Annotated in this window: 26 protein-coding genes; 7 read left to right on the forward strand and 19 right to left on the reverse strand. The window is 69.5% G+C overall.

The genetic code is table 11. From position 1 onward, the window contains the following. Window positions 1-210 precede the first annotated feature (210 nt). Window positions 211-372 (forward strand): PLDc N-terminal domain-containing protein, encoded by a 162-nt coding sequence (locus E3T22_RS03765; RefSeq protein WP_088456962.1) that lies wholly within the window; start codon window positions 211-213, stop codon window positions 370-372. 60 nt (window positions 373-432) lie between these two features. After that, window positions 433-1,161 carry a hypothetical protein gene (locus E3T22_RS03770; protein WP_134480372.1) on the forward strand — a complete coding sequence of 243 codons (729 nt, stop codon included), beginning with the start codon at window positions 433-435 and terminating at the stop codon, window positions 1,159-1,161. A gap of 197 nt (window positions 1,162-1,358) precedes the next feature. On the opposite strand, the gene pnuC is transcribed toward E3T22_RS03770, so the two are convergent. The 7 genes from pnuC to E3T22_RS03805 all read right to left on the reverse strand — a co-directional run bounded on the left by pnuC (window position 1,359) and on the right by E3T22_RS03805 (window position 6,557). Then, window positions 1,359-2,024, reverse strand: a complete 666-nt coding sequence (gene pnuC, locus E3T22_RS03775; protein WP_088456964.1) for a nicotinamide riboside transporter PnuC — start codon at window positions 2,022-2,024, stop codon at window positions 1,359-1,361. A gap of 89 nt (window positions 2,025-2,113) precedes the next feature. Beyond that, on the reverse strand, window positions 2,114-2,695 hold the full coding sequence (gene msuE, locus E3T22_RS03780) for an FMN reductase (RefSeq protein WP_088456965.1): 582 nt from the start codon (window positions 2,693-2,695) through the stop codon (window positions 2,114-2,116). Between the two features lie 251 nt (window positions 2,696-2,946). After that, entirely contained in the window at window positions 2,947-3,780 is an 834-nt protein-coding gene (locus tag E3T22_RS03785) for an aldo/keto reductase (protein ID WP_134409113.1), read from the reverse strand. Between the two features lie 89 nt (window positions 3,781-3,869). Continuing rightward, on the reverse strand, window positions 3,870-4,697 hold the full coding sequence (locus E3T22_RS03790) for an ABC transporter permease (protein ID WP_241983584.1): 828 nt from the start codon (window positions 4,695-4,697) through the stop codon (window positions 3,870-3,872). Further along, window positions 4,694-5,608, reverse strand: coding sequence for an ABC transporter ATP-binding protein (locus E3T22_RS03795; RefSeq protein ID WP_134480373.1), 915 nt, complete (start codon window positions 5,606-5,608; stop codon window positions 4,694-4,696). The genes E3T22_RS03790 and E3T22_RS03795 overlap by 4 nt, the downstream gene beginning before the upstream one ends. Continuing rightward, window positions 5,605-5,901, reverse strand: a complete 297-nt coding sequence (locus tag E3T22_RS03800) for a transcriptional regulator (RefSeq protein ID WP_088456968.1) — start codon at window positions 5,899-5,901, stop codon at window positions 5,605-5,607. The genes E3T22_RS03795 and E3T22_RS03800 overlap by 4 nt, the downstream gene beginning before the upstream one ends. Then, on the reverse strand, window positions 5,901-6,557 hold the full coding sequence (locus E3T22_RS03805; RefSeq protein WP_134480374.1) for a hypothetical protein: 657 nt from the start codon (window positions 6,555-6,557) through the stop codon (window positions 5,901-5,903). Before E3T22_RS03805 ends, E3T22_RS03800 begins: the two co-directional genes overlap by 1 nt. 86 nt (window positions 6,558-6,643) lie before the next feature. Between E3T22_RS03805 and hrpA the strand changes: the two genes are divergently transcribed. Both hrpA and E3T22_RS03815 read left to right on the forward strand, forming a co-directional pair. Beyond that, window positions 6,644-10,633 carry an ATP-dependent RNA helicase HrpA gene (gene hrpA, locus E3T22_RS03810; RefSeq protein WP_134480375.1) on the forward strand — a complete coding sequence of 1,330 codons (3,990 nt, stop codon included), beginning with the start codon at window positions 6,644-6,646 and terminating at the stop codon, window positions 10,631-10,633. Between the two features lie 344 nt (window positions 10,634-10,977). Beyond that, the gene (locus E3T22_RS03815) at window positions 10,978-11,355 is read left to right on the forward strand and encodes a DoxX family protein (RefSeq protein WP_103461817.1); all 378 of its coding nucleotides are present in this window, start codon (window positions 10,978-10,980) and stop codon (window positions 11,353-11,355) included. 67 nt (window positions 11,356-11,422) lie between these two features. Here the strand turns inward: E3T22_RS03815 and E3T22_RS03820 are convergent, their stop codons facing one another. The 8 genes from E3T22_RS03820 to E3T22_RS03855 form a co-directional block, all read right to left on the reverse strand. After that, a complete protein-coding gene (locus E3T22_RS03820; protein WP_133159708.1) occupies window positions 11,423-12,175 on the reverse strand; it encodes an amino acid ABC transporter ATP-binding protein in 753 nt (250 codons plus the stop codon). A gap of 41 nt (window positions 12,176-12,216) precedes the next feature. Next, window positions 12,217-13,257: an amino acid ABC transporter permease gene (locus E3T22_RS03825; RefSeq protein WP_134480376.1), complete on the reverse strand. Its 1,041-nt coding sequence runs from the start codon at window positions 13,255-13,257 to the stop codon at window positions 12,217-12,219. 3 nt (window positions 13,258-13,260) lie between these two features. Continuing rightward, a complete protein-coding gene (locus E3T22_RS03830; RefSeq protein ID WP_088456975.1) occupies window positions 13,261-14,157 on the reverse strand; it encodes an ABC transporter substrate-binding protein in 897 nt (298 codons plus the stop codon). A 218-nt stretch (window positions 14,158-14,375) separates the two neighbouring features. Next, window positions 14,376-15,272, reverse strand: a complete 897-nt coding sequence (locus E3T22_RS03835) for an ABC transporter substrate-binding protein (protein ID WP_134480377.1) — start codon at window positions 15,270-15,272, stop codon at window positions 14,376-14,378. A gap of 226 nt (window positions 15,273-15,498) precedes the next feature. Then, entirely contained in the window at window positions 15,499-16,527 is a 1,029-nt protein-coding gene (locus E3T22_RS03840; RefSeq protein ID WP_134480378.1) for an iron-siderophore ABC transporter substrate-binding protein, read from the reverse strand. A 69-nt stretch (window positions 16,528-16,596) separates the two neighbouring features. Then, on the reverse strand, window positions 16,597-17,463 hold the full coding sequence (locus E3T22_RS03845) for an ABC transporter ATP-binding protein (RefSeq protein ID WP_088456978.1): 867 nt from the start codon (window positions 17,461-17,463) through the stop codon (window positions 16,597-16,599). Then, window positions 17,463-18,530, reverse strand: a complete 1,068-nt coding sequence (locus tag E3T22_RS03850) for an iron chelate uptake ABC transporter family permease subunit (protein ID WP_241983585.1) — start codon at window positions 18,528-18,530, stop codon at window positions 17,463-17,465. Before E3T22_RS03850 ends, E3T22_RS03845 begins: the two co-directional genes overlap by 1 nt. After that, entirely contained in the window at window positions 18,527-19,606 is a 1,080-nt protein-coding gene (locus tag E3T22_RS03855) for an iron ABC transporter permease (RefSeq protein WP_088456979.1), read from the reverse strand. The genes E3T22_RS03850 and E3T22_RS03855 overlap by 4 nt, the downstream gene beginning before the upstream one ends. A 56-nt stretch (window positions 19,607-19,662) precedes the next feature. Between E3T22_RS03855 and E3T22_RS03860 the strand changes: the two genes are divergently transcribed. Beyond that, complete coding sequence (locus tag E3T22_RS03860) at window positions 19,663-20,529, forward strand: PhzF family phenazine biosynthesis protein (protein WP_134480379.1); 867 nt, start codon at window positions 19,663-19,665, stop codon at window positions 20,527-20,529. Window positions 20,530-20,732: 203 nt separating this feature from the next. Here the strand turns inward: E3T22_RS03860 and E3T22_RS03865 are convergent, their stop codons facing one another. Beyond that, complete coding sequence (locus E3T22_RS03865; RefSeq protein ID WP_088456981.1) at window positions 20,733-21,620, reverse strand: sulfurtransferase; 888 nt, start codon at window positions 21,618-21,620, stop codon at window positions 20,733-20,735. 71 nt (window positions 21,621-21,691) lie between these two features. Here E3T22_RS03865 and E3T22_RS03870 point away from each other — a divergent pair, with 71 nt between their 5' ends. Then, a complete protein-coding gene (locus E3T22_RS03870) occupies window positions 21,692-22,900 on the forward strand; it encodes an MFS transporter (protein WP_134481311.1) in 1,209 nt (402 codons plus the stop codon). Window positions 22,901-22,968: 68 nt separating this feature from the next. Here E3T22_RS03870 and E3T22_RS03875 read toward each other — a convergent pair whose 3' ends face one another. Further along, on the reverse strand, window positions 22,969-23,889 hold the full coding sequence (locus E3T22_RS03875; protein ID WP_134481310.1) for an SDR family oxidoreductase: 921 nt from the start codon (window positions 23,887-23,889) through the stop codon (window positions 22,969-22,971). 124 nt (window positions 23,890-24,013) lie between these two features. On the opposite strand from E3T22_RS03875, the gene E3T22_RS03880 reads away from it, so the two are divergent. Next, complete coding sequence (locus E3T22_RS03880) at window positions 24,014-24,832, forward strand: aldo/keto reductase (RefSeq protein ID WP_174776289.1); 819 nt, start codon at window positions 24,014-24,016, stop codon at window positions 24,830-24,832. A 72-nt stretch (window positions 24,833-24,904) separates the two neighbouring features. On the opposite strand, the gene E3T22_RS03885 is transcribed toward E3T22_RS03880, so the two are convergent. Together E3T22_RS03885 and E3T22_RS03890 are read right to left on the reverse strand one after the other, a co-directional pair. Further along, window positions 24,905-25,891, reverse strand: coding sequence for an aldo/keto reductase (locus tag E3T22_RS03885; protein ID WP_088456985.1), 987 nt, complete (start codon window positions 25,889-25,891; stop codon window positions 24,905-24,907). Window positions 25,892-25,937: 46 nt separating this feature from the next. Then, on the reverse strand, window positions 25,938-26,810 hold the full coding sequence (locus tag E3T22_RS03890; protein WP_198415066.1) for an alpha/beta fold hydrolase: 873 nt from the start codon (window positions 26,808-26,810) through the stop codon (window positions 25,938-25,940). Between the last annotated feature and the right edge of the window lie 9 nt (window positions 26,811-26,819).

The raw sequence follows: 26,819 nt of genomic DNA on the forward strand, positions 1-26,819 counted from the left end.
CCTCCGTTCCGGCTGGTCGCGGCGATATCCGAACGCCGGCGGGCACCGCACTTCTGGACGTGGAGAGGGTTGCCTAGTCGGAGGGCTGCTGTGAGACTGGATGCGACGAAGGGGCACGATTGATCTGCGGGCGCTGCTGCTGGGCATTGGCACGATTGCCCTGGTCGCCGTCGCCGTTCTCCTGGTTTCGGCTCGCTCTTTCGCACCCCGATGTCTGGCACCGGATGCGCGCTCTGGGTGCTGATCATCCTGGCCTTCCCGATCCTGGGCGCCTTCGTCTGGCTGTCCTGGGGCCAGGACCCGTTTCGCCGCCGGATCGGCGCTCCGACCGGTCACCCACCAGTACCCGCGCCCGAACGGCCTCGCCGCTGACCGGGCATCCGCCCATCGGCCTATGAGCACCCGCCGCCGTCCCGTGACCGTCTGCGCGACATGACCGAACGCACGATGACCCCCGTCGAGGCGGCGGCACTCCTCGAGGTTGCGGTCGATGCCGAGCTGGAGCAGGTGGAGCGGGCGTTCCGGTACCAGGCCCAGCGCTCGCATCCCGACCGGTTGACCGCCGCAACACCCGCCGAGTTGGCCGCGGCGGCCGCCCGGTTCGACAGGTTCACCCAGGCCCGGGCCGTGCTGCGTGAGGTCGAGGCCGAGCGGATGCGCCGCTCCCCCGGATCCGCCGGACCCCGGCCGACCGGCGAAGGGGCGGGCTCCGGCTCGAGTTTCGGCTCGGGCGGGGAGTGGGCCGGGACCGGCCGGGGACCTGCCACGGGTACGCCGCCGGGCTGGGCGGCCGACGAGCCGTACCAGCCGGTGCAGCCCGCCGGTCCATGGCTGTTCTGGGTGTGGACGGCACTGTACGCGCTGGCTGCCACGATCTCGGTCATCGGCGGGCCGCTGCCCCAGTCCCAGGCGGACCTGTGGCTGCGGCTGGTGCCGCTGGGACTGGCATCCGTCGCCTTCGCCCGCACCGGACGCACCGTCTTTTTGGTGATCGTGTTGATCCTGGGCACCGCGACGGCAGTGCTCACCGTGGTGTTCGCCTCGTTCGGTCCCCTCGTGGCGCTGCAGCTGCTCATCGCGCCGGTGCTGGGCCTGGTGGCCCTCGGCCGGCCCAAGCAGCTCCGGCGCCGGTCGTCCGCCCCGCCCAGCCCCGCCGGCTGACCGTCCCCACGGCGCCCGAGCACCCGCATGCGCTCGAAGGACGACCTCGCGAAAGCGGCCATGTGGTCACTTCGCCCCGGCCGAGGCAACCACACGGCCGCTTTCGCGGATGGACGACCTCGCGAAAGCGACGTTCTGGCTACCTCAGCCGAGCCAGGCAACCACAGGGCCGCTCTCGCGGGCGCTGCAGGGTGGGATCAGGCCAGGGCCCGCTCCACGAGCGCGCGGCGGCGTTGCACCCGGGTCCAGATCACGAAGCCGGTGATGGTGAATGCGCCATAAAAGAGGTAAAGGATCGCGGAGGCGTAGTAACCGGCGCTGATCAGCAGGGGCACGCCGACGATGTCCACGGCCACCCAGATCAGCCAGAATTCCGTCCAACCGCGGGCCATGCCGTAGGTGGCCAGCAGCGACCCGGTGAAGATCCAGGCGTCGGCCCAGACTGGTTCGAACGAGCCCAGCGCCCGGAAGATCGGGGTGAGCACTAGCGTGCCGGCGACGAGGCCGATGCCCAGGCCCACCCGCGCCCGGGTGCCGGCCCAGTGCGGGGCGACGGCGACGGTGCCGACCGAGCGGCTGCGCGACCACTGCACCCAGCCGTAGATCGAGACGATGATGAACATCACCTGCCGGCCGGCTTGACCGAGTAGGTTCACCGGGTTGGGTGTGCCGAAGACGGCGCCGAGGAACACCGTGAACAGCAGGGCGTTGCCGACGATGCCCACCGGCCAGGCCCAGATCTTGCGGCGCATCCCGCCGACGGCGCTGGCGATGCCGAAGACGTTGCCGATGATCTCGCGCCAGAGAATGGTCTGGCTGCCGATCTGCAGCTGGGCGTCAAAGAGCCAATCGATCAGGGACACAGGACACTTCTCTCCCGGATGGGTCGCATCCGTGCACGTCCCAATGTAAGGCGTTTGCGCGCGGGTCTATTCCGCGGCCGCCCGGAGCGTCACCAGACGATGGCGGCCGAATCAGCCGAGAGGTTGGCCGGCAGGCTGGCCCGCACCAGCGGCAGCCCGCGGTGAATCGCCTGATCGATGCGCTCGTTGAGCTCGGCGTTGGTCACCCGGTAGTCGGTGAAGTCGGAGTCCTTGGCGTACACCCCCAACGGCAGGGTGAGCGCCTGGAAGAAGCTGAACAACGGCCGGAACTGGTGCTCGAGGATCAGCGCGTGCCGGTCGCTGCCACCGGTCGCGGCCAGCAGCACCGGCTTGTCCACGAGCGAGTACTGCTCGACGAAGTCGAAGACGTGCTTGAAGAGTCCGGTGAAGGAGGCCCGGTACACCGGCGACGCCACGATGAGCAGGTCGGCGCCCTCGATGCGTCGCAGGTCGTCCTCGGCCGCGGCGGAGAGCTCGTCCCGGCGAAGCGCCCCGCTGAACTCGCGGCCGACCCGGCTCAGCTCGATCAGGTGCACGTGGATCGAGAGCTCGCGTTCGAGCGCGTCGAGGATCGCCCGCACCAGGGCGGTGGTCTTCGAGGGAGCGTGCAGGCTGCCGGAAACGGCGACGACGTTCAGGGTGTACGACATGTTCCGACGCTAAATGCCGCCGCCGGATGCCGCCAGCCGCGCTGACACACGGCGTAAGACGCGAGCCGGTGCGCATCCGCCGCCCGCGAAGCAACGCGTGCGTGCCAAGTTGCCGCAAAGTGTCCCTTCGGACGCTGCACAGGGGCACTTTCTCGCAAGTGGGCACACGGCCATCCGCTGAGATGCCGCAAACGGCCCCCTCCGACGAGCGGAAGGGGCCGTTTGCGGCACGTCAGCGGAGCCCGGTGAGGCTAGTTGACCTCGTTGGGGTGCGCGCTGACGCGGCCGCCGCGCTCGAGCGCCGAGATGGTGGCGAGCTCGGTGTGGCTGAGTTCGAAGTCGAAGACGTCGAAGTTCTCTGCCATCCGCTCGCGGCGGTTGGACTTGGGGAAGACGATGTTGCCGGTCTGCAGGTGCCAGCGGATGATCACCTGGGCGGGCGTCTTGCCGTGCGCCTCGGCCGCGGTAGTGACCACGCCCTCATCGAGCAACGGGTACTTGCCCTGGCCGAGCGGGCCCCAGGCCTCGATGTGGATGCCGTGCTCGCGGGCGAACGCCGTGATCTCGGTCTGCTGGTAGGCGGGGTGCAGCTCGATCTGGTTGACCGCCGGCACGACGTCGGTCTCGGTGATCAGTCGCTCCAGGTGCGGCACAAGGAAGTTCGAGACGCCGATGGAGCGGGCCCGGCCGGACTCGCGGATCTTCGCGAGCGTCTTCCAGCTCTCCACGAACTTGTCGTTCGCCGGTGCCGGCCAGTGGATGAGGTACAGGTCGACGTAGTCCAGGCCGAGCTTCTCCAGGCTCTCATCGAACGCATCCAGCGCCGACTGGGTGCCCTGCTTGTCGTTCCACAGCTTCGTGGTCACGAACAGTTCCGAGCGGTCGATGCCTGACGACGCCAGCGCCTGCCCGACACCCTCCTCGTTGCCGTAGACGGCGGCGGTGTCGATGTGCCGGTAGCCCACCTCGAGGGCGTCGGTGACGATGCGGGTGGTCTCGGTCGGATCGACCTTGAAGACCCCGAAGCCGAGCTGCGGGATGGTGTGGCCGTCGTTCAGGGTGATGATGGGTACGGAATTCGTCATCCACTGAGCCTAGGGAACCGCCACCGCCCGCGCACGTCACGCACGCCGAGAGCGTAATCAGCGCGCTCTCCGGGGCTGACTGTTGCGACTCAGTGGTAGCGGCGGCCTTCGTCGCGGCGGAAGAGCAGCAGGGCCAGGGCGAAGGTGCCCGCGGTCCAGACCAGGATGCCGATCCACACCCACGGCTCCAGCTCGCCGCCCTGCACGGCCCAGATCACGAACTCCCGGGCCTGCCGCGACGGCAGGAACATCGACAGGGTGTCGAGCCAGTCCGCGAAGAGGTACGGCGGCAGGAACAACCCACCCGCGAACGCCAGGCCGAACATCACGATCTGCACCACGGCGATCGCGGCCTTGGACGACATCGAGTAGCCGATCGAGATGCCGATGAACATGAACGGCAGCGCCGAGATGCCCAGCGCCACGATCCCCGCGAGAACGCCCAGTATGGATGCCTCCGCCGCGGTGAACAGAGCGCCGATCGCGATCACCGGCAGGATCGACGCAAGGCCCATCAGCCCGGTCGAGCAGATCTGCCCGAGCACGCGGGAGACGCCCGGTACCGGCAAGGTGCGCAGGTACGGGTCCCACGGTTGCTCCCGGTTGGCCGAGATGTTCAGGCCGAAGCTGAAGAGCGAGTTCGACATCAAGGCGAACACGCTCAGCGCGATCACCGCCTGGGTGGCGAACTCCGGGTTGTCGGCGATGGCGCGTTGCGGCACCACGAAGAACAGCAGCGACAGCCCGGGAAACACGAGTGACCCGATCAGGGCGGCCGGGATGCGGAACGTCTCGACGAGGATGATCCGGGCGTGCAGCAGCGTGAGGGCAAGGATGCCCGTACGGCCGCCCAGAACCGGGGTGCGGCCGGGCGTGCCGGGAGCGGCGCCGACCGGAGCGGGGATGTGGGTGCTCATCGGTTCATCTCCTTCTGGGCGGTGGGGGCATCCGCCGCCCCGGTGAGGGTGAGGAACGCCTCTTCGAGGGTGGCGCCGCGAACGGTGAGGCCGGAGAACGGAATGCCGGAGCGCACGAGTTCCACGATCAGCCGGTCGCTGTCGCTCGCGTAGAAGGTGGTCGCGCCGTCGTCGGCCTGCTCGTGGCCCACCACTCCGGGCAGCCCGTTGACCCGGTCTGGCTGGTCGGTGACCAGGCGCACCTGACGCAGCGAGACCTGGTTGATCACGGCGGTCACGGTGTCGTCGGCGATCACCCGGCCGTGCCCCATCACCACCACCCGTTCGGCGAGCGCCTCGATCTCCTCGAGGTAGTGGCTGGTCACCACCACGGTGGCGCCGCGATCGTGCTGGCGTCGCACGGCGTCCCACAGGGTGCGGCGGGCATCCACGTCCAGGCCCGTGGTCGGTTCGTCCAGCAGCACCAGGCGCGGCTGCCCCACAAACGCGAGGGCCACACTGAGCCGGCGCTTCTGGCCGCCGGACAGGGCGCCGGTCTGCCGTTTCAGCAGCTCCGCCAACCCGAACTCCTCGGCCACGGCCGCGGTGGACAGCGGGGTCTCGAAGTGCCGGCCCACGAAGTCGATCACCTCACCCACCCGCAGCGTGGGCGGCAGCGCGGTCTCCTGCGGGGTGCCACCGAGCTTCTGGCGCATCCGGTAGTCGCCCGGTGACCCACCGAACAACGACACCGTGCCGCTGCTGGGCCTTCGCAGCCCCTGCAGCATGGTGAGCACGGTGGATTTGCCGGCGCCGTTGGGCCCGAGCAGGCCCAGGATGCTGCCCGAGTGGATGTCCAGGCTCACGTCGTCGACGGCGAGCACGTCGCCGAAACGCCGCGTCACGTGATCGAGCCGGGCGAGAACGCTCATGAGGATTCCCCTAACAGCCCGCGCAGGGCTTCTCGGTAGTCTTCGAACGCGCGCCGGCCGGTGCGCGACAGGGCCAGGTAGGTGACCGGGCTGCGGCCCTGGTGGGACTTGACGACGTCAACATAGCCCGCGTCCTCGAGCTTCCGCAGGTGGGTGGACAGGTTGCCGGCGGTCATACCGAGCAGCTCCTGCAGCCGGGGAAAGGCGATCTGGTCGCCCACCTCGAGGGTCGCCAGGGTGGCGGTGATCTTCAGCCGGGCGGATGCGTGGATCACCGGGTCGAGTTCGTCCATCAGCGGTTCCGGCGCAGGCGCGCGGCCATGACGGCGGCCGTGACGAGGAAGGCGCCACCACCGACGAGCGCAAAGACCAGGTCGTTGCCGGGCGACCCGGCGAAGGGGGCCGCCGCACCGACGACCAGCATGACCAGACCGAGGACCAGCTGCGATTTGTCCCGCCAGAGCGCGGCGCCACCGAGATAAATGGTGCCGCACATCAGCGCGAAGCCGGACGGGAAGAACAGGTTGGCGAGGTCGGTGGACATGCCGTGGCTGATCAGGGCGGTGCCGAGCAGCCCGAAGGCGGTGCCGCAGACCGACCAGGACAGCCCGTAGACGGCGCCGGAGAAGCTGGACATGCCGCGAACGCCGCGGTTGATGCGCAGGCCGATCACGGCGGAGGACACGATCGAGATCACCAGCAGCACGATGAACAGCGGCGTGGCCACGCCCGCGGGAATCGTGAACCACGGGTTGCCATCCACATCGCCCGACCAGAGGGCAAGGAAGCCAACGAACCAGGCGACCCCCCAGATGAAGTACAGCCAGACGACGGGCGCAATCTGTGAATCCGCCACCCGCCGCTGTTGTTCTTCGAGCATCGCGAGCATCTCGCGCGGGTCCCCCAGGGGCTCATCGAGGGCGGAGACGGGCGTCCTGTTGTCATCCATGTCTACTTTGTAACACAAAGTAGTTTGCTCCACAACGGTTCGACCCGAAGTGGGGTACCCGCGCGACGCAATACTATGGAGGGCTAATGATTCCCGTGAAAATCACCTTCCCGCCCGAGTTGCCGATCAGCCAGCGCCGCGACGACATCGCGCGCGCCATCCGCGACAACCAGGTCGTGATCGTGGCGGGGTCGACCGGATCGGGGAAGACCACCCAGCTGCCCAAGATCTGCTTGGAGCTGGGCCGGGAGTCGATCGGCCACACCCAGCCGCGCCGGCTCGCCGCGCGCACCATCGCCGAGCGAATCGCCGAGGAGCTCGGCCAGGAGGTCGGCGAGCTCGTCGGCTACCAGGTGCGGTTCACCGACCGGGTCGGCGCGGACACCCGCATCAAGCTGATGACCGACGGCATCCTGCTCAACGAGATCCACCGCGACCGGATGCTGCGCAAGTACGACACCATCATCATCGACGAGGCGCACGAGCGCAGCCTCAACATCGACTTCCTGCTCGGCTATCTGCAGCAGCTGCTCCCCCAGCGCCCCGAGCTCAAGCTGATCATCACCAGCGCCACCATCGACCCGGCCAGCTTCGCCAAGCATTTCGCGGCCGCCGACGGCACCCCGGCGCCCATCATCGAGGTATCCGGCCGCACCTACCCTGTCGAGATCCGCTATCGCCCGCTGGTGGCCGAGGCCGCGATCGACGACGACGACGAGATCACGGATGCAGCGCCCAGCGTGGACCGCGACTACATCGAGGGCATCTCCGCCGCGCTCGACGAGCTCGAGCAGGAGTCCAACGGCGACGTGCTGGTGTTCCTCTCCGGCGAGACCGAGATCCGCGACGCGGCCGATGCCCTGCAGGGCAAGTTCGCTTCCCGCGACCGCACCAGCCCCACCGAGGTGCTGCCGCTGTACGGCCGGCTCTCGTCCGCCGACCAGCACAGGGTGTTCCAGCCCTCCACAGTGGCCGGCGTGCGGCGCCGCATCGTGCTGGCCACCAACGTGGCCGAGACCAGCCTCACCGTGCCGGGCATCCGCTACGTCATCGACGCCGGCACCGCCCGGATCAGCCGGTACAGCGTGCGCTCGAAGGTGCAGCGGCTGCCGATCGAGGCCATCGCGCAGGCCTCCGCCAACCAGCGCTCCGGCCGCAGCGGCCGCACCAGCGACGGCATCGCCATCCGGCTGTACAGCGAAGAGGACTTCACCCGGCGCCCGGAGTACACCGAGCCGGAGATCCTGCGCACCAACCTCGCCGCGGTGATCCTGCAGATGATCTCGCTGGGCCTGGGCGACATCGCGCAGTTCCCGTTCCTCACCCCGCCGGACTCCCGCAACATCAAGGACGGCCTCGACCTGCTCACCGAGCTCGGCGCGGTCAAGGCCACCGTGGCGCCCACGGGCACCCCCACCGAAGACCCGAGCCAGGCCGGCGGCCGCTCCAGTCGCCGCGATGGTGGCCGCGGGCGCGGCGGTCGTGGGCCGCAGGGCGGGCGGATGGCCGTCACGGCCGGAACGCACACCCTCACCAGGGTGGGCCAGCAGCTCGCCCAGTTGCCCATCGATCCCCGGTTCGGCCGCATGGTGATCGAGTCCAAGGTGCAGGGCACCAGCCGCGAGGTGATGGCCATCGTCGCCGGCCTCACCATCCAGGACGTGCGCGAGCGACCGCTGGAGCGCCGCGGGTCCGCCGACGAGAAGCACGCCCGGTTCGCGGACCCCACCAGCGATTTCCTGTCGCTGCTGAACCTCTGGAACTACCTGGAGAACCAGCAGAAGGAGCTCGGCTCGAGCGCTTTTCGGCGTTTGTGCAAGAACGAGTACCTCAACTACCTTCGGGTGCGCGAGTGGCAGGACGTCTACAAGCAGCTCCGCCAGCTGGCCAAGCCGCTCGGCCTGCACATCGGCGACCCCAGTGTGAACCCCGACGGTATCCACCGGTCGATGCTCTCCGGCCTGCTCTCGCACATCGGCCTGAAGGACGTGGCGAAGAAGGACTACATCGGCGCCCGGCAGCAGCGCTTCGTGCTGTTCCCCGGCTCTGCGCTGGCCAAGAAGCAGCCCAACGCCGTGATGAGCGCCGAGCTGGTGGAGACCAGCCGGCTATTCGCCCGGATGAACGCCGTCGTCGACCCGGCCTGGGCGGAACAGCTCGCCGGCGACCTCTGCAAGCGCAGCTACTCCGAGCCGCACTGGGAGAAGAAGCAGGGCGCCGTGGTCGCCTACGAGCGGGTCACCCTGTACGGGGTGCCGATTGTGCCGCGCCGCCGCGTGCAGTTCTCCCGCGTGGACCCGGCCTACGCCCGCGAGCTGTTCATCCGGCACGCCCTCGTCGACGGCGAGTGGGACCTGGACCGGGTCGACCAGCGGGTCACCGCGTTCGACCGCGCCAACACCGCGCTCCGCAAGGAGCTCGCCGAGCTCGAGGAGCGCACCCGGCGCCGCGACATCCTCTTCGACGACGAGGCCGTCTTCGAGTTCTACCACCGCCGCATCCCCGCCGACGTGCACAGCACCCGCACCTTCGAAACCTGGTGGCGCGTCGCCCGCGCCGAGACGCCGGACCTGCTCACCATGACCGCCGAGGCGCTCGTACCCGAGGATGCGCCGGAGATCGACGAATCGCTCTTCCCGCCGGCCTGGCAGCAGCGGGACCAGCGTTTTGCACTGAGTTACCGGTTCGAGCCCGGCGAGGAGGACGACGGCGTGACCGTGCAGGTACCCCTCGCGCTCCTCGCCCGGGTCTCCCCCACCGGCTTCGACTGGCAGGTGCCGGGCCTCCGCGCCGACCTGGTCACCTCGCTGATCAAGTCGCTGCCCAAGGCCATCCGCCGCAATGTGGTGCCCGCCGCCGACTGGGCCGTGCGCCTCCTCGCCGAGCTGCCCCCCGCCCCCGGCGTGGTTCGATCCTCGGTCGAGCTTGTCGAGACCCCGGGACATGCCTCGAATCGCGACCAGGACGCCGACCCCTCCTTCGCCGAAACCCTCGCCGCCCTCATCCAGCGCCTCACCTACGTGCCCGTCACCGTGCGCGACTTCGACCTCTCCAGGGTGCCCGCGCACCTGCGGATGACCTTCAGGGTCGTCGACGAGCGCGGCCGCTCCGTCGCCTCCGGCAAGGACCTCACCGAGCTCCAGCGGCGCCTGGGCAACAAGGTGCGCGAGTCCGTGGCCAAGGCCTCGGCCGCCACACCCAAGAACGCCATCGAACGCAGCGGCCTCACCACCTGGGACTTCATCGAACTGCCCCGGTTCATCGACACCAAGCAGGGTGACAACACCATTCGCGGCTACCCCACCCTGATCGACGACGGCACGTCAGTGAGCATCCGCATGATGAGCACCGCCGAGGAGCAGGCCCGCACCCTGCCCGGCGGGGTGCGCCGGCTGCTGCTGTTGGCGACCGCGTCGCCGGTGGCGTACGTGCAGCAGCACCTCAAGGGCGGCGAGAAGCTCTCGCTGGCCACCAGCCCCTACCGCTCCACCCAGGCCCTGTTCGACGACTGCCTCGCGGCCGCCGTCGACGACGTGCTCTACAGGGTGCGGCCCGACGGCCAGGTCTTCATGAAGGCCGAGTTCGACACCATCCGCGACAGGGTCTCCGGCGTGGTGATGGACTCGATGTTCGAGACCGTCGGGCTCGTCGCCCGCATCCTCACGGCGTCCCGCGCCGCGGACAAAGCGCTCAAGGCCTCCACCAGCATGGCCCTGCTTGCCGCGCTCACGGATGCCCGCGAGCAGCTGAACGGGCTGGTCTACCCCGGTTTTGTCAGCGCAACCGGCCTGGCCCAGCTGCGGCATCTGCCGCGCTACCTCGGCGGCATCAGCGCGCGCATCGACAAGCTGCTGGACAACCCCAACCGCGACAGGGTCTGGATGAACGAGGTGCAGTCCGCCACGGCCCGCTTCGCGGACGCAGGCGGACGCATCCCGTTGCCCGCCGACTCAGCAGCCAACCTGGTTCGGGCGAGATGGATGATCGAGGAGTTGCGCATCAGTCTCTTCGCCCAGGAGCTGCGCGCGGCGGAGTCGGTCTCCCTCCAGCGCATCCAGAAGGTCCTCGCCTCCTAACGCCGTCTCGCAGTCGCACCCCACCGTCGATCGAGCTTGTCGAGACCCCGCGACGCCCACGCGTCCCGCGCCATCCACCGGTCGAGCTTGTCGAGACCTGGTGACAATACCTGCGTTCAGACTCCAGCTCACGGGACCTCGACAAGCTCGATCAGCGAGGCGGGGCGTTCCACAGACAAGCTCGTTCACCGAGGCGGGCCGTCGCAAGCCGCGTGGTCGTCGGGGTGGGCGAGGGCCCGGGCGATGTCGGTGAGCGAAAGGCTAGTCTATTTGACACAGCAACTACTTCCCCCGCAACAACCGTCGTTCGGCGCTTACGGCCCGACGCCAACCCTGGAATTCCCATGAATATCGCCATCTGGATCATCACCGTCCTCATCGCCGTCGCCTTCATCGGTGCCGGCCTCATGAAGGTCGCACAACCGCGCGCCAAGCTGGCCGCCAACGGCATGGCGTGGACCAACGACTACTCGGATGCCGGCGTCAAGCTCGTCGGTCTCGCCGAGCTGCTCGGCGGCCTCGGCCTGATCCTGCCCGCGGTCACCGGCATCGCCCCGATCCTGGTGCCGATCGCCGCGGCCGGCCTGACCGTGATCATGATCGGTGCCGTGGTTTGGCATGTGCGTGCCGGCGACGGCGCCAAGGAGACCATGCCCAGCGTGATCCTCGGTATCCTCGCTCTCGTCGTGGCCATCACCCGCTTCGGCCCCTACGCTTTTTAGCTCGCGACCTGTGAGAAAGGCCCCAGAATCGTCGAGATTCTGGGGCCTTTCTCACGGTTCGGGGAGGCTAGAGCACCTTGGAGAGGAACGCCTGGGTGCGGGCGTGCCGCGGGTTGGCCAGGACCTCCGACGGGAGACCGGACTCGACCACGACACCGGCGTCCATGAAGACCAGGGAGTCGGCGACCTCGCGGGCAAAGCCCATCTCGTGGGTCACCACGATCATGGTCATGCCCTCCTTGGCCAGGCCCTTCATCACGTCGAGCACCTCGCCGACGAGCTCCGGGTCCAGCGCGCTGGTGGGCTCGTCGAAGAGCATCAGCTTGGGCTCCATCGCCAGCGCCCTGGCGATCGCCACCCGCTGCTGCTGGCCACCGGAGAGGTGCGCGGGGTAGTAGTCGGCGCGGTCGGCCAGGCCCACCCGGGCCAGCAGGTCGCGCGCGGTCGACTCCACCTTCGCCTTGGGCAGTCCCTTGACCCGCAGCGGCGCTTCCATCACGTTCTGCAGCGCAGTCATGTGCGGGAACAGGTTGAACCGCTGGAACACCATGCCGATGTCCCGGCGCTGCTTCGATGCTTCCTTGGGCGCCATCTCGTAAAGCTTGCCGTTGGACTCGCGGTAGCCGATCAGCTCACCGTCCACGCTCAGCCGACCGGCCGAAAGCACCTCGAGGTGGTTGATGCAGCGCAGGAACGTGGACTTGCCCGAACCACTCGGCCCGACCAGGCACATCACCTCGCCGCGCTTGACCTCGAGGGTGATGCCCTTGAGCACCTCATTCGAGCCGAAGCTCTTGGTGACCTGCTCGGCCAGCACCATCGGCACGTCAACGGTTGTCGCGGGCCCCACTGTCGTCGCGCTCATCGTGCTCCTCCGTCGCCGGTCGTGCCCGGCGCATCCGTCTTCGGCGGCAGCACCACGGTGGGCTGGCCCGACCCGATCACGGGTACCACACCGGTGATCGCGCCCGTGCTGGGCGCCGGGTCGCTCTTGTCGGTCTGCCGGTCGCCCACTCCGCGGGAGAAGCGCTTCTCGAGGAAGTACTGGCCGACCATCAGGATCGAGGTGAAGAACAGATACCAGATCGACGCGACGATCAGCAGTGGGATCGGGTTGAAGGTCTCCGCCGAGATGTCTCGCGACCTCGTGAACAGTTCCAGGCTGAACGGCACCGCCGTGACCAGGGAGGTGGTCTTCAGCATCGAGATGACCTCGTTGCCGGTCGGCGGGATGATCACCCGCATCGACTGCGGCAGGATGACCCTGGTCATCGTCTGCGACCAGCTCATACCGAGAGCGATCGAGGCCTCTTCCTGGCCCTTGTCGACCGAGAGCAGGCCGGCGCGCACGATCTCGGCCATGTACGCGGCTTCGTTCAACGCCAGCCCGATGATGGCCAGGGTGAAGGTGTTCAGTGCTGCGTTGGTGCTGAACGAGACCCAGGGGTCCATGAAGGGAATGCCGATATCGATGCTCGTGTAGATCAGCGAGATCAGGCCCCAGATGGTCAGCTGCACGTAAACCGGGGTGCCGCGGAAGATCCACAGGTAGAACCAGGCCACGCTCTTGACCACCGGGTTGGGTGAGAGCCGCATCACGGCCAGGATCACGCCGAGGATGATCGCGATCACCATCGAGAACACCGTCAGCTGGATCGTCACCAGGGCGGCCATCGAGATGCGCCGGTCGAAGAGGTACTTGCCCACCGCCGGCCAGTCGTACGCCGGGCGGAACGCCGCGTCGATGACGAAAAGAGCGAAGATCGCCATAAGCAACACGGCGAACACCACACGCCACGGGTGTCGCAGCCGGATGGCCTTGATCGGCTCCGAGGTGGATACGGCGTCTCGCGGCGGCGGGCTCGAGCCCGCCGCCGGGCCGGACGGGTGCGTGGTACTCATGGGTTATCCGTTCGCGCCTGCGTTGATTGTGATTTCATCGATGCCGCCGTCGGCAACGCCCCACTCGTCGAGGATCGCCTGATAGCTGCCGTCGTCGACCATGGACTGCAGCGCGGCCTGCACGGCCACGGTGAGCTCGGAGCCCTTGGCCACGACCATGCCGTACGGGGCCACATCGAAGGTCTCGCCGGCCAGCTGCAGCTTGCCGTCGGTCTGGGAGATCGCGTACAGGGTGACCGGGGAGTCGGCACTGAGCGCGTCGGCCTGGCCGAGCACGACCGCGTTGGTCGCGGCATCCTGGGTGTCGAACTTGAGCTTGTCGATCGGGGGCTTGCCGGCGGCCACGCAGGCGTCGCTCTTGGCGGGCACCTCGTCGGTGTCCTCGAAGGTGGTGGCCTGCACGGCGACCTTCAGGCCGCAGGCGTTGTTGGGGTCGACATCCTTACCCGCCGCAGAGGCCCACTGGATGCCCGCGGTGTAGTAGTTGACGAAGTCGACCTGCTGCTGCCGCTCGACGGTGTCGGTGAACGAGGACGAACCGATGTCGGCCTTGCCGCCGGTGACGCTCGGGATGATGTTGTCGAACTTGGCGACCTGGAACTCCGGCTCGAGGCCGAGCTTGGCGGCGATGCCACTGGCGATTTCCACACCCCAGCCGATCGGCTCGCCGGCCTCGTTCTTGAACTCGTTCGGCGCGTAGGTCGGGTCGGTGCCGATGACGAGGGTGCCGGTGTCGGCGACCTCGGCGGGCACCAGGGCTGCGGCCGCGTCGTCGACCTCGAGCGTGGGAGCGCTGCTGGCGTCGGAGCCGCTGGTCGCGGGCGTCGAGTTGTCAACGCAGCCGGTCAGCATCAGCGCGGCGGCGGCGGCGAGGGCGGGAAGTACGTATCTAGCGCGCATGGCACGACCTTCTTCATTGGGGCGTCGAGGTGTCGGATCGACTGAATGGCAGTGGACGGTACGACTGCTGTGAGCCTAATACACCCCTGCGCTGGGGGAACGGCCTGGCGATATCGGTTCGGGAACAGCCCAAACGACGCCTGTCAAGGCTAGTGGGTCCTGCGCAGTGGCACTCCGGCGGAGTCGTCGATGCCCCAGGTCAGCGAAAACTTAGGGGATCAGCCGTTCGCGGCTGCGTTGATCGTGATCTCGTCCACGCCACCGTCCGTGACACCCCAGGCATCGAGGATGGCCGTGTAGCTGCCGTCATCCACCATCGACTGCAGGGCGGACTGCACGGCGGCGGTGAGTTCGGAACCCTTGGCGACGACCATGCCGTACGGGGCCTCATCGAAGGTGTCGCCGGCCGGCTGCAACTTGTCGCCGGTCTGGGCGATCGCGTACAGCGAGACCGGGGAGTCGGCGCTGAGTGCGTCGGCCTGGCCGAGCACGACAGCGTTGGCGACGTCGGCCTGGGTGTCGAACTTCAGCTTGTCGATCGGCGGCTTGCCGGCGGCAACGCAGGCCTCGCTCTTGGCGGGCACCTCATCGGTGTCCTCGAAGGTGGCGGTCTGCACGGCCACCTTCAGGCCGCAGGCGTTGTCAGGGTCGACGTCAGTGCCCGTCACCGACGCCCACTGGATGCCGGCGTTGTAGTAGTTGACGAAGTCGACCTGCTCCGCGCGCTCCGGGGTGTAGGTGAACGAGGATGCTCCGATGTCGGCCTTGGCGCCGGCCACGCTCGGGATGATGTTGTCGAACTTCGCGACCTGGAACGTCGGCGTCAGGCCGAGCTTGGCGGCGATACCGGCGGCGAGCTCGATGTCCCAGCCGATCGGGTCGCCGGCCTCGTTCTTGAACTCGTTCGGCGCGTAGGTCGGTTCGGTTCCGATGAGCAGGGTGCCACGATCAGCCACCGCGGCCGGGACCAGTGCCGCTGCCGCGTCGTCTTTCGTGATCGCAGCGGCACTGCCCTCGGGTGACCCGGACTCCGCCGGAGTCGAATTGTCGACGCATCCGGTGAGCATCAGTGCCGCCACGGCAGCGAGGGCGGGGAATACGTATCTAGCGCGCATGGCACAACCTTTTCCTGGGTCTCGACGCTTCACAGGATCGAGTCGACTGAGCGCTCCGTGGATTGTACGACTGGGGTGAACCTGAAACACCCCTGCGCTGGGGTACGGCTCGTACGATCTCGGCTTCGAAATCAGTCGAAACGGAGGCAGGTCAAGGTTACCGTGCTCCGGACAGCCCGTGCTCCAGGCTGCCCTCGCTCCCGGTCGCCCTCGCTACCGTCCGCGATTACTTCGCGGCGTCGGCGGCCAACGCGGCCACCGAGAGCTGGGCGACGTAGTCGTCGATGCCCCAGGTGAGCGAGAGACCGGTGGGCGGGGAGACCGAGGCGACGAAGGCCGCGCCGACCGGCGACGCCACTGCCTTGTTCTGCACCTGCGGCATGACCTGCGCGTAGCCGGCGTTCAGGAACGCGTCGGATTCCTCCTGGGTGGCGGCGAAGTGGACGATCACGTCGCTGGTGAGCTTGTCGAGCTGCTCGTAGCTGATCGTGTAGAAGAAGTCGGACTCGCCGTTGGCGAGTTCGGCGACGCTGGGGGCGCTCTCAAAGCCGAGCTCGGTGGCGAAGGTCACGCGCGGGTCAGCATCCGTGTAGACGTAGAACACGCCGGCCGTGTCGGAGGTCAGGGCGACGGTCTTGCCGTCGAACTCCGGATGCGCCGCGGCCTTCTCGGCGATCGTGTCGTCGATGTCGGCGAGCAGGGTGGTGGCCTCGTCGGACTTGCCCAGGGCCGTGCCGGTGATCTCGATCAGCTCGCGCCAGTCGGTGGACCAGGGCTCGTCGGGGTAGGCCACGACCGGGGCGATGTCGCTGAGCAGTTCGTACTGTTCCTCGGTGATGCCGGAGTACGCGGCGAGGATCACGTCGGGCGCGGCGGCCGCGATCTCCTCGAAGGGGGGTTCGGTGGAGTCGGAGAGCACGGTGGGAACGTCTGCGCCCTGCTCGTCCAGGGCGTCGGCGATCCACGGCAGCACACCGTTCTCGTCGCCGCCGTAGGCCTGGAAGGGGATGGCGACGGGCACGACGCCCAGGGCGATGGCGTCGTCGGCGCTACCCCAGCCCCAGGTGACCACGCGGGTGGGCTCGGCGTCGATGGTGGTCTCACCGAAGGCGTGCTCGATGGTGACGGGGAACGCGCCGCCGGCCGCGGCATCCGAACCGGCGTCGCCGTCGGAGTCGGAGGCGGAGCATCCGCTGAGCGTGAGGGCGGCGATGGCCGCGGTGGCGGCGAGCACGGTGGTCAGACGTCTGGGCACAGGTAACTCCGGTTCTGAGGGGCGGAAATGACCGCCGATGTTTAGGGTAGCCTCACCTAATATAGCGGGTCAGACGCTTCCGTGGAACCGTCCGATGGGCACAACCAGGGGTGAGCCGCAGACCGGGTCGGCGATGACGTGGGCGGTGAGCCCGAAGGCCTCGAGCACGACCGCCTCGGTGAGCACTTCGGCCGGGGGGCCCTCGGCGATGATGCGCCCGTGCCGCATGACGACAAGCCTGTCGGCGTATCGGGCGGCCAGGTTCAGATCGTGCAGCACCATCACCACCGTGGTGCCCTGCTCGTGGTTGAGCTCGTGCAGCAGGTCGAGCACCTCCACCTGGTGAGTGACGTCGAGGAAGGTGGTGGGTTCGTCCAGCAGCAAGATGTCGGGTTTCTGCGCGAGCGCCATGGCGATCCAGACGCGTTGACGCTGCCCGCCGGAGAGTTCCTCCATGCGCCGGGAGGCCAGCTCGAGGGTCTGGGTGGCGGCCATGGCCTGGGCGACGATGGCGTCGTCGGTGCTCGACCAGTGCCGGAACCAGCCCTGGTGCGGGTACCGGCCGCGGCCGACGAGGTCGGCCACGCCGATGCCCTCCGGGGCGATGGGCTGCTGGGGCAGCAGGCCCACGACGGTGGCGACCTGACGGCTGGGCAGGCCGGCGATGTTCCGGCCGTCGAGGGTGACGGTGCCGGCCTGCGGCGGCAGCAGCCGGGCGAGGCCGCGCAGCAGCGTGGACTTGCCGGACGCGTTGGCGCCGACGATCACGGTGATCGCGCCGGGTTCGATGGCGAGGTCGAGGTTGTCGACGATGCGGGTGCCGTCGTAGCCGAGGCTGAGGCCGGTGGCGGTGAGGGCGTGGCGAGCGGATGCGGCCGACTCGGCGGCGTGCGGGGCGGCGGGCTGAGCGATGGGCTGGCCGGTGGGCTGGGGCATCAGGCGCCCTTTCCGATTCGGTTCTGGGTGGCAAGCAGCCAGAGCAGGTAGGGGGCGCCGATCGCGCCGGTGATGATGCCGGCCGGCAGTTCGAGTGAGCCCGGCAGCAGGTGCTGGGCGGTGAAGTCCGCGACGGTGGTGATCAGCACGCCGATCAGGGCCGCCGGTAGCAGGGCCAGACTGCCGGTGCCGACGAGGCGTCGGGCGATGGGTGCAGAGACGAAGGCGATGAACGCGAGCGGACCCACGAACGCGGTGGCGAGGGCCGCGAGGGCCACGGCCGTTACGAGCAGGGCCAGCCGGGAGCGTTCGGCGCGCACGCCGAGGCTGCTGGCGGTGTCGTCGCCCAGCTGCAGCATCCGCATCCGCCCGGCGAGCAGCCCGATGGCCGGCAGCAGCACCGCCAGGAACCCGGCGAGGACCGCGATCTCGGACCAGCGGGCGCCGCTGACGCTGCCGACCAGCCAGGTGAGGGCGTCCTGCGCGTTGCGGAGGTCGGCTCGGGAGAGCAGGTAGCCGAGCAGGCCCTGCACCATGAACGCGACGCCCACACCGATGAGCACGAACCTGTAGCCGACGACGCCGCCGCGCCAGGCGAGCAGGTAGATGGCGGCGGCCACGACCATGGCGCCGGCGAACGCCATGAACGAGGTGGCGACACTGCCCAGGCCCAGCACGAGCATGCCGAACACGGCCGCGGCGCTGGCACCACCGGTGACGCCGATGATGTCGGGGCTGGCCAGGGGGTTGCGCAGCACCGTCTGGAACAGCCCGCCGGAGATCGCGAAGGCCACGCCGACGAGGACCGCCAGGGTCAGCCGAGGCAGCCGCAGCTTGAACACTATGAAGTTCTCGCTGCTGGACCCCCGGCCCACCAAGGTGCGCAGCAGGTCGGGCACGCTGAGGTTGTATGCGCCCACCATCAGGCTCATCGCGGCGACCAGCAGTACCAGCACGGCCAGGACCAGCACGATGCGGCGTTCCCGGCGGTGCCGCAGGGTGCGGGCCAGCGCGAGCGGGGCGGCATCCGCTACGGCCCGGGTGGATGTCGTCACGGTGGCGCTCACAGGCCGGCCAGCTTCACGCGGCGCACCAGGGCGATGAGCATCGGGGCGCCGAGGAACGCGACGACCAGGCCGGCCTCGATCTCGCCGGGCCGGGCGATGACCCGGCCGAGCACATCGGCGGCCAGCAACAGCACCGGGCCGAGCACCGCGGAGTAGAGCAGGATCCAGCGGTAGTCCGGGCCGGTGAAACGGCGGGCGATGTGCGGCACGGCCAGGCCCACGAACACGATCGGTCCGGCCATGGCGGTGGCGGAGCCGCAAAGCAGCACCACGGCGACGGCGCAGACGATGCGGGCCGCTACGAGGTTCTGGCCGAGCCCGCGGGCCAGGTCGTCGCCCAGGGCGAGCGCGTTGAGCATCCGCCCGGCCAGCAGGCAGAGCAGCACCCCGAGGCCGATGAACGGGGCCAGCTGCAGGGTGGAGCCGAGGTCGCGGGCCACGAGGGAGCCGGCCGACCAGAACCGGTACTTGTCGAAGGCGGCCGGGTCGCTGAGCAGCACGATGGTGATCAGCGAGGTGAGTGAGGCTGTGAGCGCGGTGCCGGCCAGCGCCAGTTTGACCGGGGTGGCGCCCTCGCGGCCGAGCGAGCCGACCACGTAGACGATCACGGCAGCCACGAACGCGCCGGCGAAGGCGAACCAGACGTAGCCGAGCGCCGAGGTGACGCCGAACCAGGCGATTCCGGCGACGACGAAGAGCGAGGCGCCGGCGTTGACGCCGAGAAGGCCGGGGTCGGCGAGCGGGTTGCGGGTGATGCCCTGCATGAGGGCGCCGGCCAGGCCCAGTGCGAGGCCGGCGAGTAGGCCGATGGCGGTGCGTGGCACCCGCAGGTCGAGCACCACGGTGTGGTCGGTGATGCCGAGGTCGGGGCGCAGCAGCGCCTCGAGCACGGTGCCCAGCGGGATCGACCGGCTGCCCACCACGAGGGAGGCGGCCACGGCGAGTGCCAACAGGAGCACGGCAATGCCCAGTCCGACGAGCTGACGGCGGCGCGGTACCCGCAGCTCGTTCCCGGCCGCGGGCACGACAGAGCCGCGGGCAGGCGCACCCGCCCCCGGAGCCGCTGAGGTAAGCATTACCTAAGTATGACAGCCTCGACCTGAGCAGTCACCGACGCTGGCAGTATGAACCCATGACCGTGCCCGTGCTGCGTTTCGCCGCCTTCACCGATCCGACCCTCACCCATGCGGCGGTCGGGGGAAATCCGGCCGGCATCGTGCTCGACGCGAGCGGCCTCGACGACGCGGCGATGCAGGCCGCCGCCGCCGAGGTCGGCTACGCCGAAACCGCGTTCATCACGGTGCCGGGGGTGGACGGCGATCCGCGCAGAAGCCGGCTGCGCTACTTCTCCCCCGTCGCCGAGGTGCCGTTCTGCGGGCACGCGACCATCGCCACGGCCGTGGCGCTGGCCGGCCGGGACGGTGTAGGCCCGTTCACGTTCGACACCAGCGTCGGCACCATCATCATCGAGACCCGCACCACGGATGCCGGCCTGGCCGCATCCTTCACCAGCGTTGAGCCCGAGGTGCGGGCCATCGCGCCCGAGGTGCTGACCGAACTGCTCGGGCTGCTCGGCGTCTCGGTTGCGGCGCTGCATCCGGAGTACCCGCCGTTGCAGGCCTTCGCGGGCAACTGGCATCCGGTGCTGGCCTTCGCCGATCAGGCCGGGTTCGACGCCTTCACCTTCGACCCGGCGGCCATGCGCCGTCTGATGGATGCCCAGGGCTGGGCGGGCACCGTCACCACCCTGTCGGTTCTGGGCGTCGGCGAGTTCGAGGCACGCAACCTGTTCCCGGTCGGCACTCTCAGCGAAGACCCGGCCACCGGCTCGGCCGCCGCCGCGGTGGGCGGCTACCTGCGCGAGCTCGGGCTGGTGATGCCGCCGGCGCGGGTGGTCATCCACCAGGGCCGGCACGTGAACCGGCCGAGCCTGCTGCTCGTGGACGTGCCCGTCGCCGGCGGCATCGTGGTGAGCGGTACCGCGACCCGGATCGCCTAGCCGCGCGGCGGGACAGCCCCGGCACGCGCCAGCCCTCGCAGCACGCGCCAGCCCTCGCGGCACGCGCCAGCCCTCGCGGCACGCGCCAGCCCCGGCGCCACGCGCCAGCCCCGGCGGCACGCGGTGTAACACGTGCCGCCGGAGGTACTGCGGGCCGCCAGGACCAAACCGGGCCGCGACGCTGCCGAACCGGCGAGAGGGATCTACCCACGGGCGGATGTCCCGCCGGGCGCGTCCCCGGTCGCAACCGGCCGGCCGGGCAGGTTCGACCACTGCGACCAGGAGCCGGGGTAGAGCGCCGGAGTGAATCCGGCGAGGGTGAGCGCCACCGCCTGGTGCGCGGCCGTCACGCCGGAGCCGCAGTACACGCCCACGTCGTAGCCGGGCGTCTCCGGTCCACCGCCAGCCTCCCGGCCGGGCACCCCGAGCGCCTCGAACCGGGCCCGCAGCTCCGCCGCCGGCAGGAACCGCCCCTCAGCATCCAGGTTGCCGCCCGTCGGAGCGCTCACCGCGCCCGGGATGTGGCCGGCGCGCGGGTCGATCGGTTCGATGTCGCCCCGGTAGCGTTCGGCGGCCCGTGCGTCCAGCAGCACGCCGTCCTGCGCGAGCGCGGCCGCGGCATCGGCGTCGAGCACAGGCAGGGCGCCGAGGGTCAGTGTCACCGAACCGGCCGGCACCGGCTCCTCCCCCGCCACCACCGGTAGCCCGGCGGCGCGCCAGGCGGCCAGGCCGCCGTCGAGCAGACGCACGTCACGCACCCCGGCGTGGCGCAGCAGCCACCAGGCGCGGGCGGCCGACATGTTGCCCAGGTCGTCGTACACCACGACGGTGTCGCCGTCATTCAGACCCCAGCCGCGCGCGGCGGCCTGCAGGTCGGCCGGTGCGGGCAGCGGATGCCGGCCGTCGGCCGGCTCGCCGTGTCCCGCCAATTCGGAGTCCAGGTCCACATACACGGCGCCGGGCAGGTGCCCACGGCGGAACTCGGCACGGCCTGGAGGGCCGCCGAGCTTCCACCGCACGTCGAGGATACGTGGAGCCGGGCCGACGACGAGGAACGCGGCCAGATCGGCCGCCGAAATCAATGTGTGCACCCGTTCACGTTAGCCGGGCGGATAACCCCCGCTGCGCTGGGAAGCTCGCCTCGGCCATAGACTAGACGGTTGTGAGCAGCTACTGGACCCTTCTGAAAACCCCCGGCGTGGCCCGACTCATCGCAGCCCAGCTCACCGCCCGATTCCCGTTCGGGATGCTCTCGCTGGCGTTCCTCATCCACATCGAAAAACTCTTCGACTCCTACGCCGCCGCCGGCCTGGTTCTGGCCGCCATGAGCATCGGCCAGGGCATCGCCGGCCCGCTCACGTCCCGGCTGATGGGCCGCCTGGGCATGCGCCCGGTCCTGATCACCACCATGATGATCTGCACCGCCGCGATCGTCACGATGGCCCTGGTGCCACTGCCCGTGGTGGGGCTGATGATCGTCGGCTTCATCGCCGGGCTGTCGATGCCACCCATCCAGCCCGCCGTGCGCACCATTTACCCCAAGGTGGTCAACTCCCGCCAGCTCACGCCGCTGTTCTCCCTGGATGCTTCCGCGCAGGAGATCATCTGGGTGCTCGGCCCCGTCATCGCCACCTTCGTGTCCATCCAGGTCAGCAGCACAGCGGGCATCCTGCTGGCCGCGTTCTTCCTCGTGGCCGGGGGCATCTGGTTCGTGGTCCTGCCCGAGGTCGGACGGGTGCGCATCCCCCGCAGCCGGCGCAAGCTCGGCGTTGTGCTGAAGAAGCCGGCGGTGCTGCTGAGCACCATCGTCGGCTTCATGCTCCTCGCGGCCTGCTCCGCCCTGGAGGCGGGGGTGGTGGCCGTCTTCGGCCACGGCAGCGCCAACGCCGGCTGGGTGCTCGGCATCTTCGCCATCGGGTCGCTCATCGGCGGTCTCGCCCTGGGCCACCTGCCGATCGGGCCGTGGGCGCTGGCATCGCGGATGCTCATCGTCACCTGCGGCCTGGCCCTGGCCAGCCTGTGGATGAACTTCTGGTGGCTCTCCGGGGCCCTCGTCCTGGCCGGCATCGGCATCGCGCCCGCGTTCGCGGTGCTGTTCGGCATCGTCTCGGCGAGCGTGAAGTTCAGCGACACCGCCGAGGCGTACGGCTGGATCGGCACCGGCCAGCTCATCGGCGCGGCACTCGGCTCGGCCCTGGCCGGGTTCGCGATCGACCACTCCGGGGCGGCTGCGGCCATCTACGTGGCCGCCGGGTTCGCGGCGCTGGGTACGATCATCCCCGCGCTCGGCCGCCGCTGGCACCCCGACCTGCGCGGACGCGACGCGAGCCCGATCCCCGACACCGAGCCGATCAGCATCCAGGTCTCCTGACCTCCCTCTCCCTCCCTCGCGAACTGTGATTTGAGCCCCTAAAGACTCAAGTTCCTGGGGCTTTTCTCTCAGTTCGCGAGGCTGAAACCGCCGTCGCTGGTGAGAACCTGGCCGACCAGCCAGCGGGCCTCCGTGGTGCACAACCACGCGATCAGGCGGGCGGGATCGGTGGGCTCGCCGAAACGGCCGAACGGGAGGGTGCGCAGGTACTCGAGCATGCCGTCCAGCGGCCGGTCGGTGGTCTCCGGATCGAGATAGCCGGTGTTCACCGGACCGGGATTGACGGTGTTGAGCAGGATGCCGCGGACCAGCAGCTCGCTGGCCACGGTGGGAGTGAGCCCGGCCAGAACCGCCTTGCTGGCCGCGTACGCGACCTCGCCCGGCATCGGCCCGTGGATCTGACCGGAGGTCAGCCAGATCACCCGCCCCGTGGCGAACTCGTCGATGGCGGCGGCGGCCGGATCGCCGCGTTCGCCGGGACGCCGCGGCGTCTGCGCCGCACCGACCGGGCCGGCCGCATCCGACCCGGCAGCATCCGGGCGGGCCGTGAGGCCGAACTGCTCGGCGAAGGCACGGGTGAGCAGCAACGTGGAGCGAGCGTTGACCTGCCAGTGCCCATCGAGCATCGTGGCGGTCATATCGAAGATGGAGCCGTCGCCGCCGCTGCGGGCGTGGTTGGCCACGAGGATGTCGACCCGCCCGGTGAGGCCGACGGCCGCGCGCATGACCAGCGTCGCGGCATCCGACTCGGCCAGGTCGGCGCTCACGTCACCGAACACGGCGCCCTCGGTCAGCGCCGAACGGATACCGGCCCGCACCGCGTCGAGGTCGTCACCGCCCCAGGGCTGCGCGTCGTCGTGCGGAGCGAAGTGTTGCACGAAGACGCTGGCGCCCAGCTCGGCCAGCCGCACCGCCACCGCGTAGCCGATGCCCTTGCGCCGCGACACCCCGGTCACGAGCGCCGTCCTACCGTGCAGCGCGGGTTCCATCCCCCGAGACTAGGCCCCGCCAGCCCGCGAGCCGTGAGTCAGCACCACGTTTCCGAGACTTTCGAGGCTCGGCTCACAATTCGCGAGGGGCGGGCCGGGCGGGCCACGGGGTTTAATGAAAGGCATGGACCACACGCTTCTGATGAACGACGGCCACACCATCCCCCAACTCGGGCTCGGGGTCTACAAGATCCCGGATGCCCTGGCGGCGGGCACCGTGCAGATCGCATTGGAAGCGGGATACCGGCACGTCGACACCGCGGCGTTGTACGAGAACGAACGCGGCGTCGGCGAGGGACTGGCCCGCGCCGCCCTCCCCCGCGCCGAGGTCTTCGTCACCACCAAGGTCTGGAACGACCGGCACGGCTACGACGAGACGCTGCGCGCGTTCGATGAGAGCCTGGCCAAGCTCGGCCTGGACTACGTCGACCTGTACCTGATCCACTGGCCGGCGCCACGGCAGGACCGCTACGTCGACGCCTACCGCGCCCTGGAGACGATCAACGCCGACGGTCGCGCCCGCTCGATCGGGGTGTCGAACTTCCACACCCACCACCTGGACCGGTTGTTGGCCGAGACCGACATCGTGCCGGCCGTCAATCAGGTGGAGCTGCATCCGTGGCTGCAGCAGACCGAGGTACGCGCGTACAACGCCGCGCACGGCATCCTCACCGAGGACTGGTCGCCGTTGGCCCGCGGTCGCGCGATCGGCAACAACACCCTCGACGCCATCGGCGCCCGGCACGGCAAGTCCGCCGCGCAGGTGGTGCTGCGCTGGCACCTCGACCTCGGCGACGTGGTGATCCCCAAATCGGTGACCCCGTCGCGCATCCGCGAGAACCTCGACGTCTTCGATTTCACCCTGGATGCCGCCGACCACGCCGCCATCGCGGCCCTGGACGCGGGCGAACGCACCGGGAAAGACCCCGACGACCTCGGCTAAGCCCGCGAACTGTGAGAAAAGCACCCTCCCAGCGCGTGGGAAGGTGCTTAGCTCATAGTTCGCGGACGGGACCTACCAGCGCTCGTGGATGGACTCGCGCAGGAGGCGGTCGTAGATCGACTGCACGCCGACCATGAACTCGTCGGGCAGCTGCGGCACCGCGCCGGCGGCCGCGTTGCCCTGCGCCTGCGACACCGACCGGGCACCGGGGATCACCGAGGACACCCCGTCGATCTGCGCCACCCAGGCCAGCGCGGCCTGAGCGGGCGTGAGGCCTTCCGGCACCAGCGCGGCGAACTCGGTCGCGGCGATCAGGCCGGTCTCGTAGTCGACGCCGGAGAAGGTCTCGCCCACGTCGAAGGCGCTGCCGTCGCGGTTGTAATTGCGGTGGTCGTTCTCGGCGAAGGTGGTCTCCCGGGTGTACTTGCCGGTGAGCAGCCCGCTGGCCAGCGGCACCCGGGCGATGATGCCCACCCCGGCGGCGCGGGCGGCCGGCACAACCTCGTCGAGAGGCTTGAGCCTGAACGCGTTGAGGATGATCTGCACGGTGGCGATGCCGGGCCGGGCGATAGCTGCGAGCGCCTGCTCGCAGGTTTCCACGCTCACGCCGTAGTTGGCGATCACGCCCTCGTCGACGAGGGTGTCCAGTGCGTCGTATACCTCGCCGGATTCGACGACCGCGCTCGGCGGGCAGTGCAGCTGCACCAGGTCGAGGGTCTCGGTGCCGAGGTTTCGGCGGGACCGCTCGGTCCACTCGCGGAAGTTCGCGAGCACGTAGTTCTCCGGCAGCTGCTCGGCCCGACGGCCCATCTTGGTGGCCACGGTGATGTCAACGCCGGGGGCGCCGTGCTCGAGGAAGTGCCCGATGATCTGCTCGCTCCGCCCGTCGCCATAGACGTCCGCGGTGTCGAAGAAGGTGACGCCGGCCTCAACGGAGGCGGCGAGCACGGCGGTGGCGTCGGCCTCGGTGACGTCGCCCCAGTCGGCACCCAGCTGCCAGGTGCCCAGTCCGATGACGGAGACGGTACGGCCGGTTCTGCCCAGTGTTCGTGTATCCATATGTCAAGCCTAACCACGCGCTTCGGCGTTGCCGGGAGGCCGCAAGTCAGCGCGTCACTCTGGTCACTGCCGGTTCCGCCGCGGGTGCACCGAAACCGTCGATCACCCTCACCAGCACCTTCGCGATGCGGCGGCGCACGATGTGATCGTTGGCCTCCACGCGGTGGGTGGTGACGTGCCGCATCCGCTCCACCACCCGCAGGCTGCCCGGCGCCACGAAGGCGTCCAGCGCTCCGTAGATCAGGTCGACGGGGATGCGCAGGCCGGCGATGTCGCTCACCATGGTCTGCGATTCGATGCAGTGCTCCAGCGACTTCACGAACGGGGTCCAGGTGTCCTCGGTGAGTTCCAGGATGCCCTTGGGCAGCAGCCGGCCGAGCACCGCCGCGTTGGCGAGGGTGAAGTCCTTGTTCGACCGCAGGAACTCGTAGGCCCGGAGGTACGCGGTGACCCTGGCGCGCACCCACGGGTCGCCGATGTCGGCGGGCGAGAGATAAATCGGCGGCCCGACGAGCACCAGGCGGGAGACCCGCAGGCCTGGTCGGGTGTACCAGCGGTGCTCGGCGGCGTACCGGGTGGCGATCAAGCTGCCGAGCGAATGCCCGACCAGCACGAAGGGCTCCCGCAGGTTCAGCGCCCGGATGGTCGCGGCGAGCGCCGCGACATGGTCGTCGAGGGTGTACTCGCAGTCCGGCGGTGCCGGCGAGGCGCCGTGGCCGAGGATGTCCACGGCGATGACCCGGTGCCCGGGGGCCAGCATCGGCACGACTTTGCGGAAGGTCACCGCGGTGGACGCGATGCCGTGCACCAGGATCACGACGGGTCCGCTGCCGGTGTCCGTCTGGATGAACAGGTGCGGAGCGCGGCGCCGACGGAGCGCATCCGTCAGCGCCGCCCAGCGTCCGCGGCCCGCGGCCACGGCGCCGCC

This window comes from Cryobacterium sp. TMB3-10, assembly GCF_004402305.1.
Classification (GTDB): Bacteria; Actinomycetota; Actinomycetes; order Actinomycetales; family Microbacteriaceae; genus Cryobacterium; species Cryobacterium zongtaii.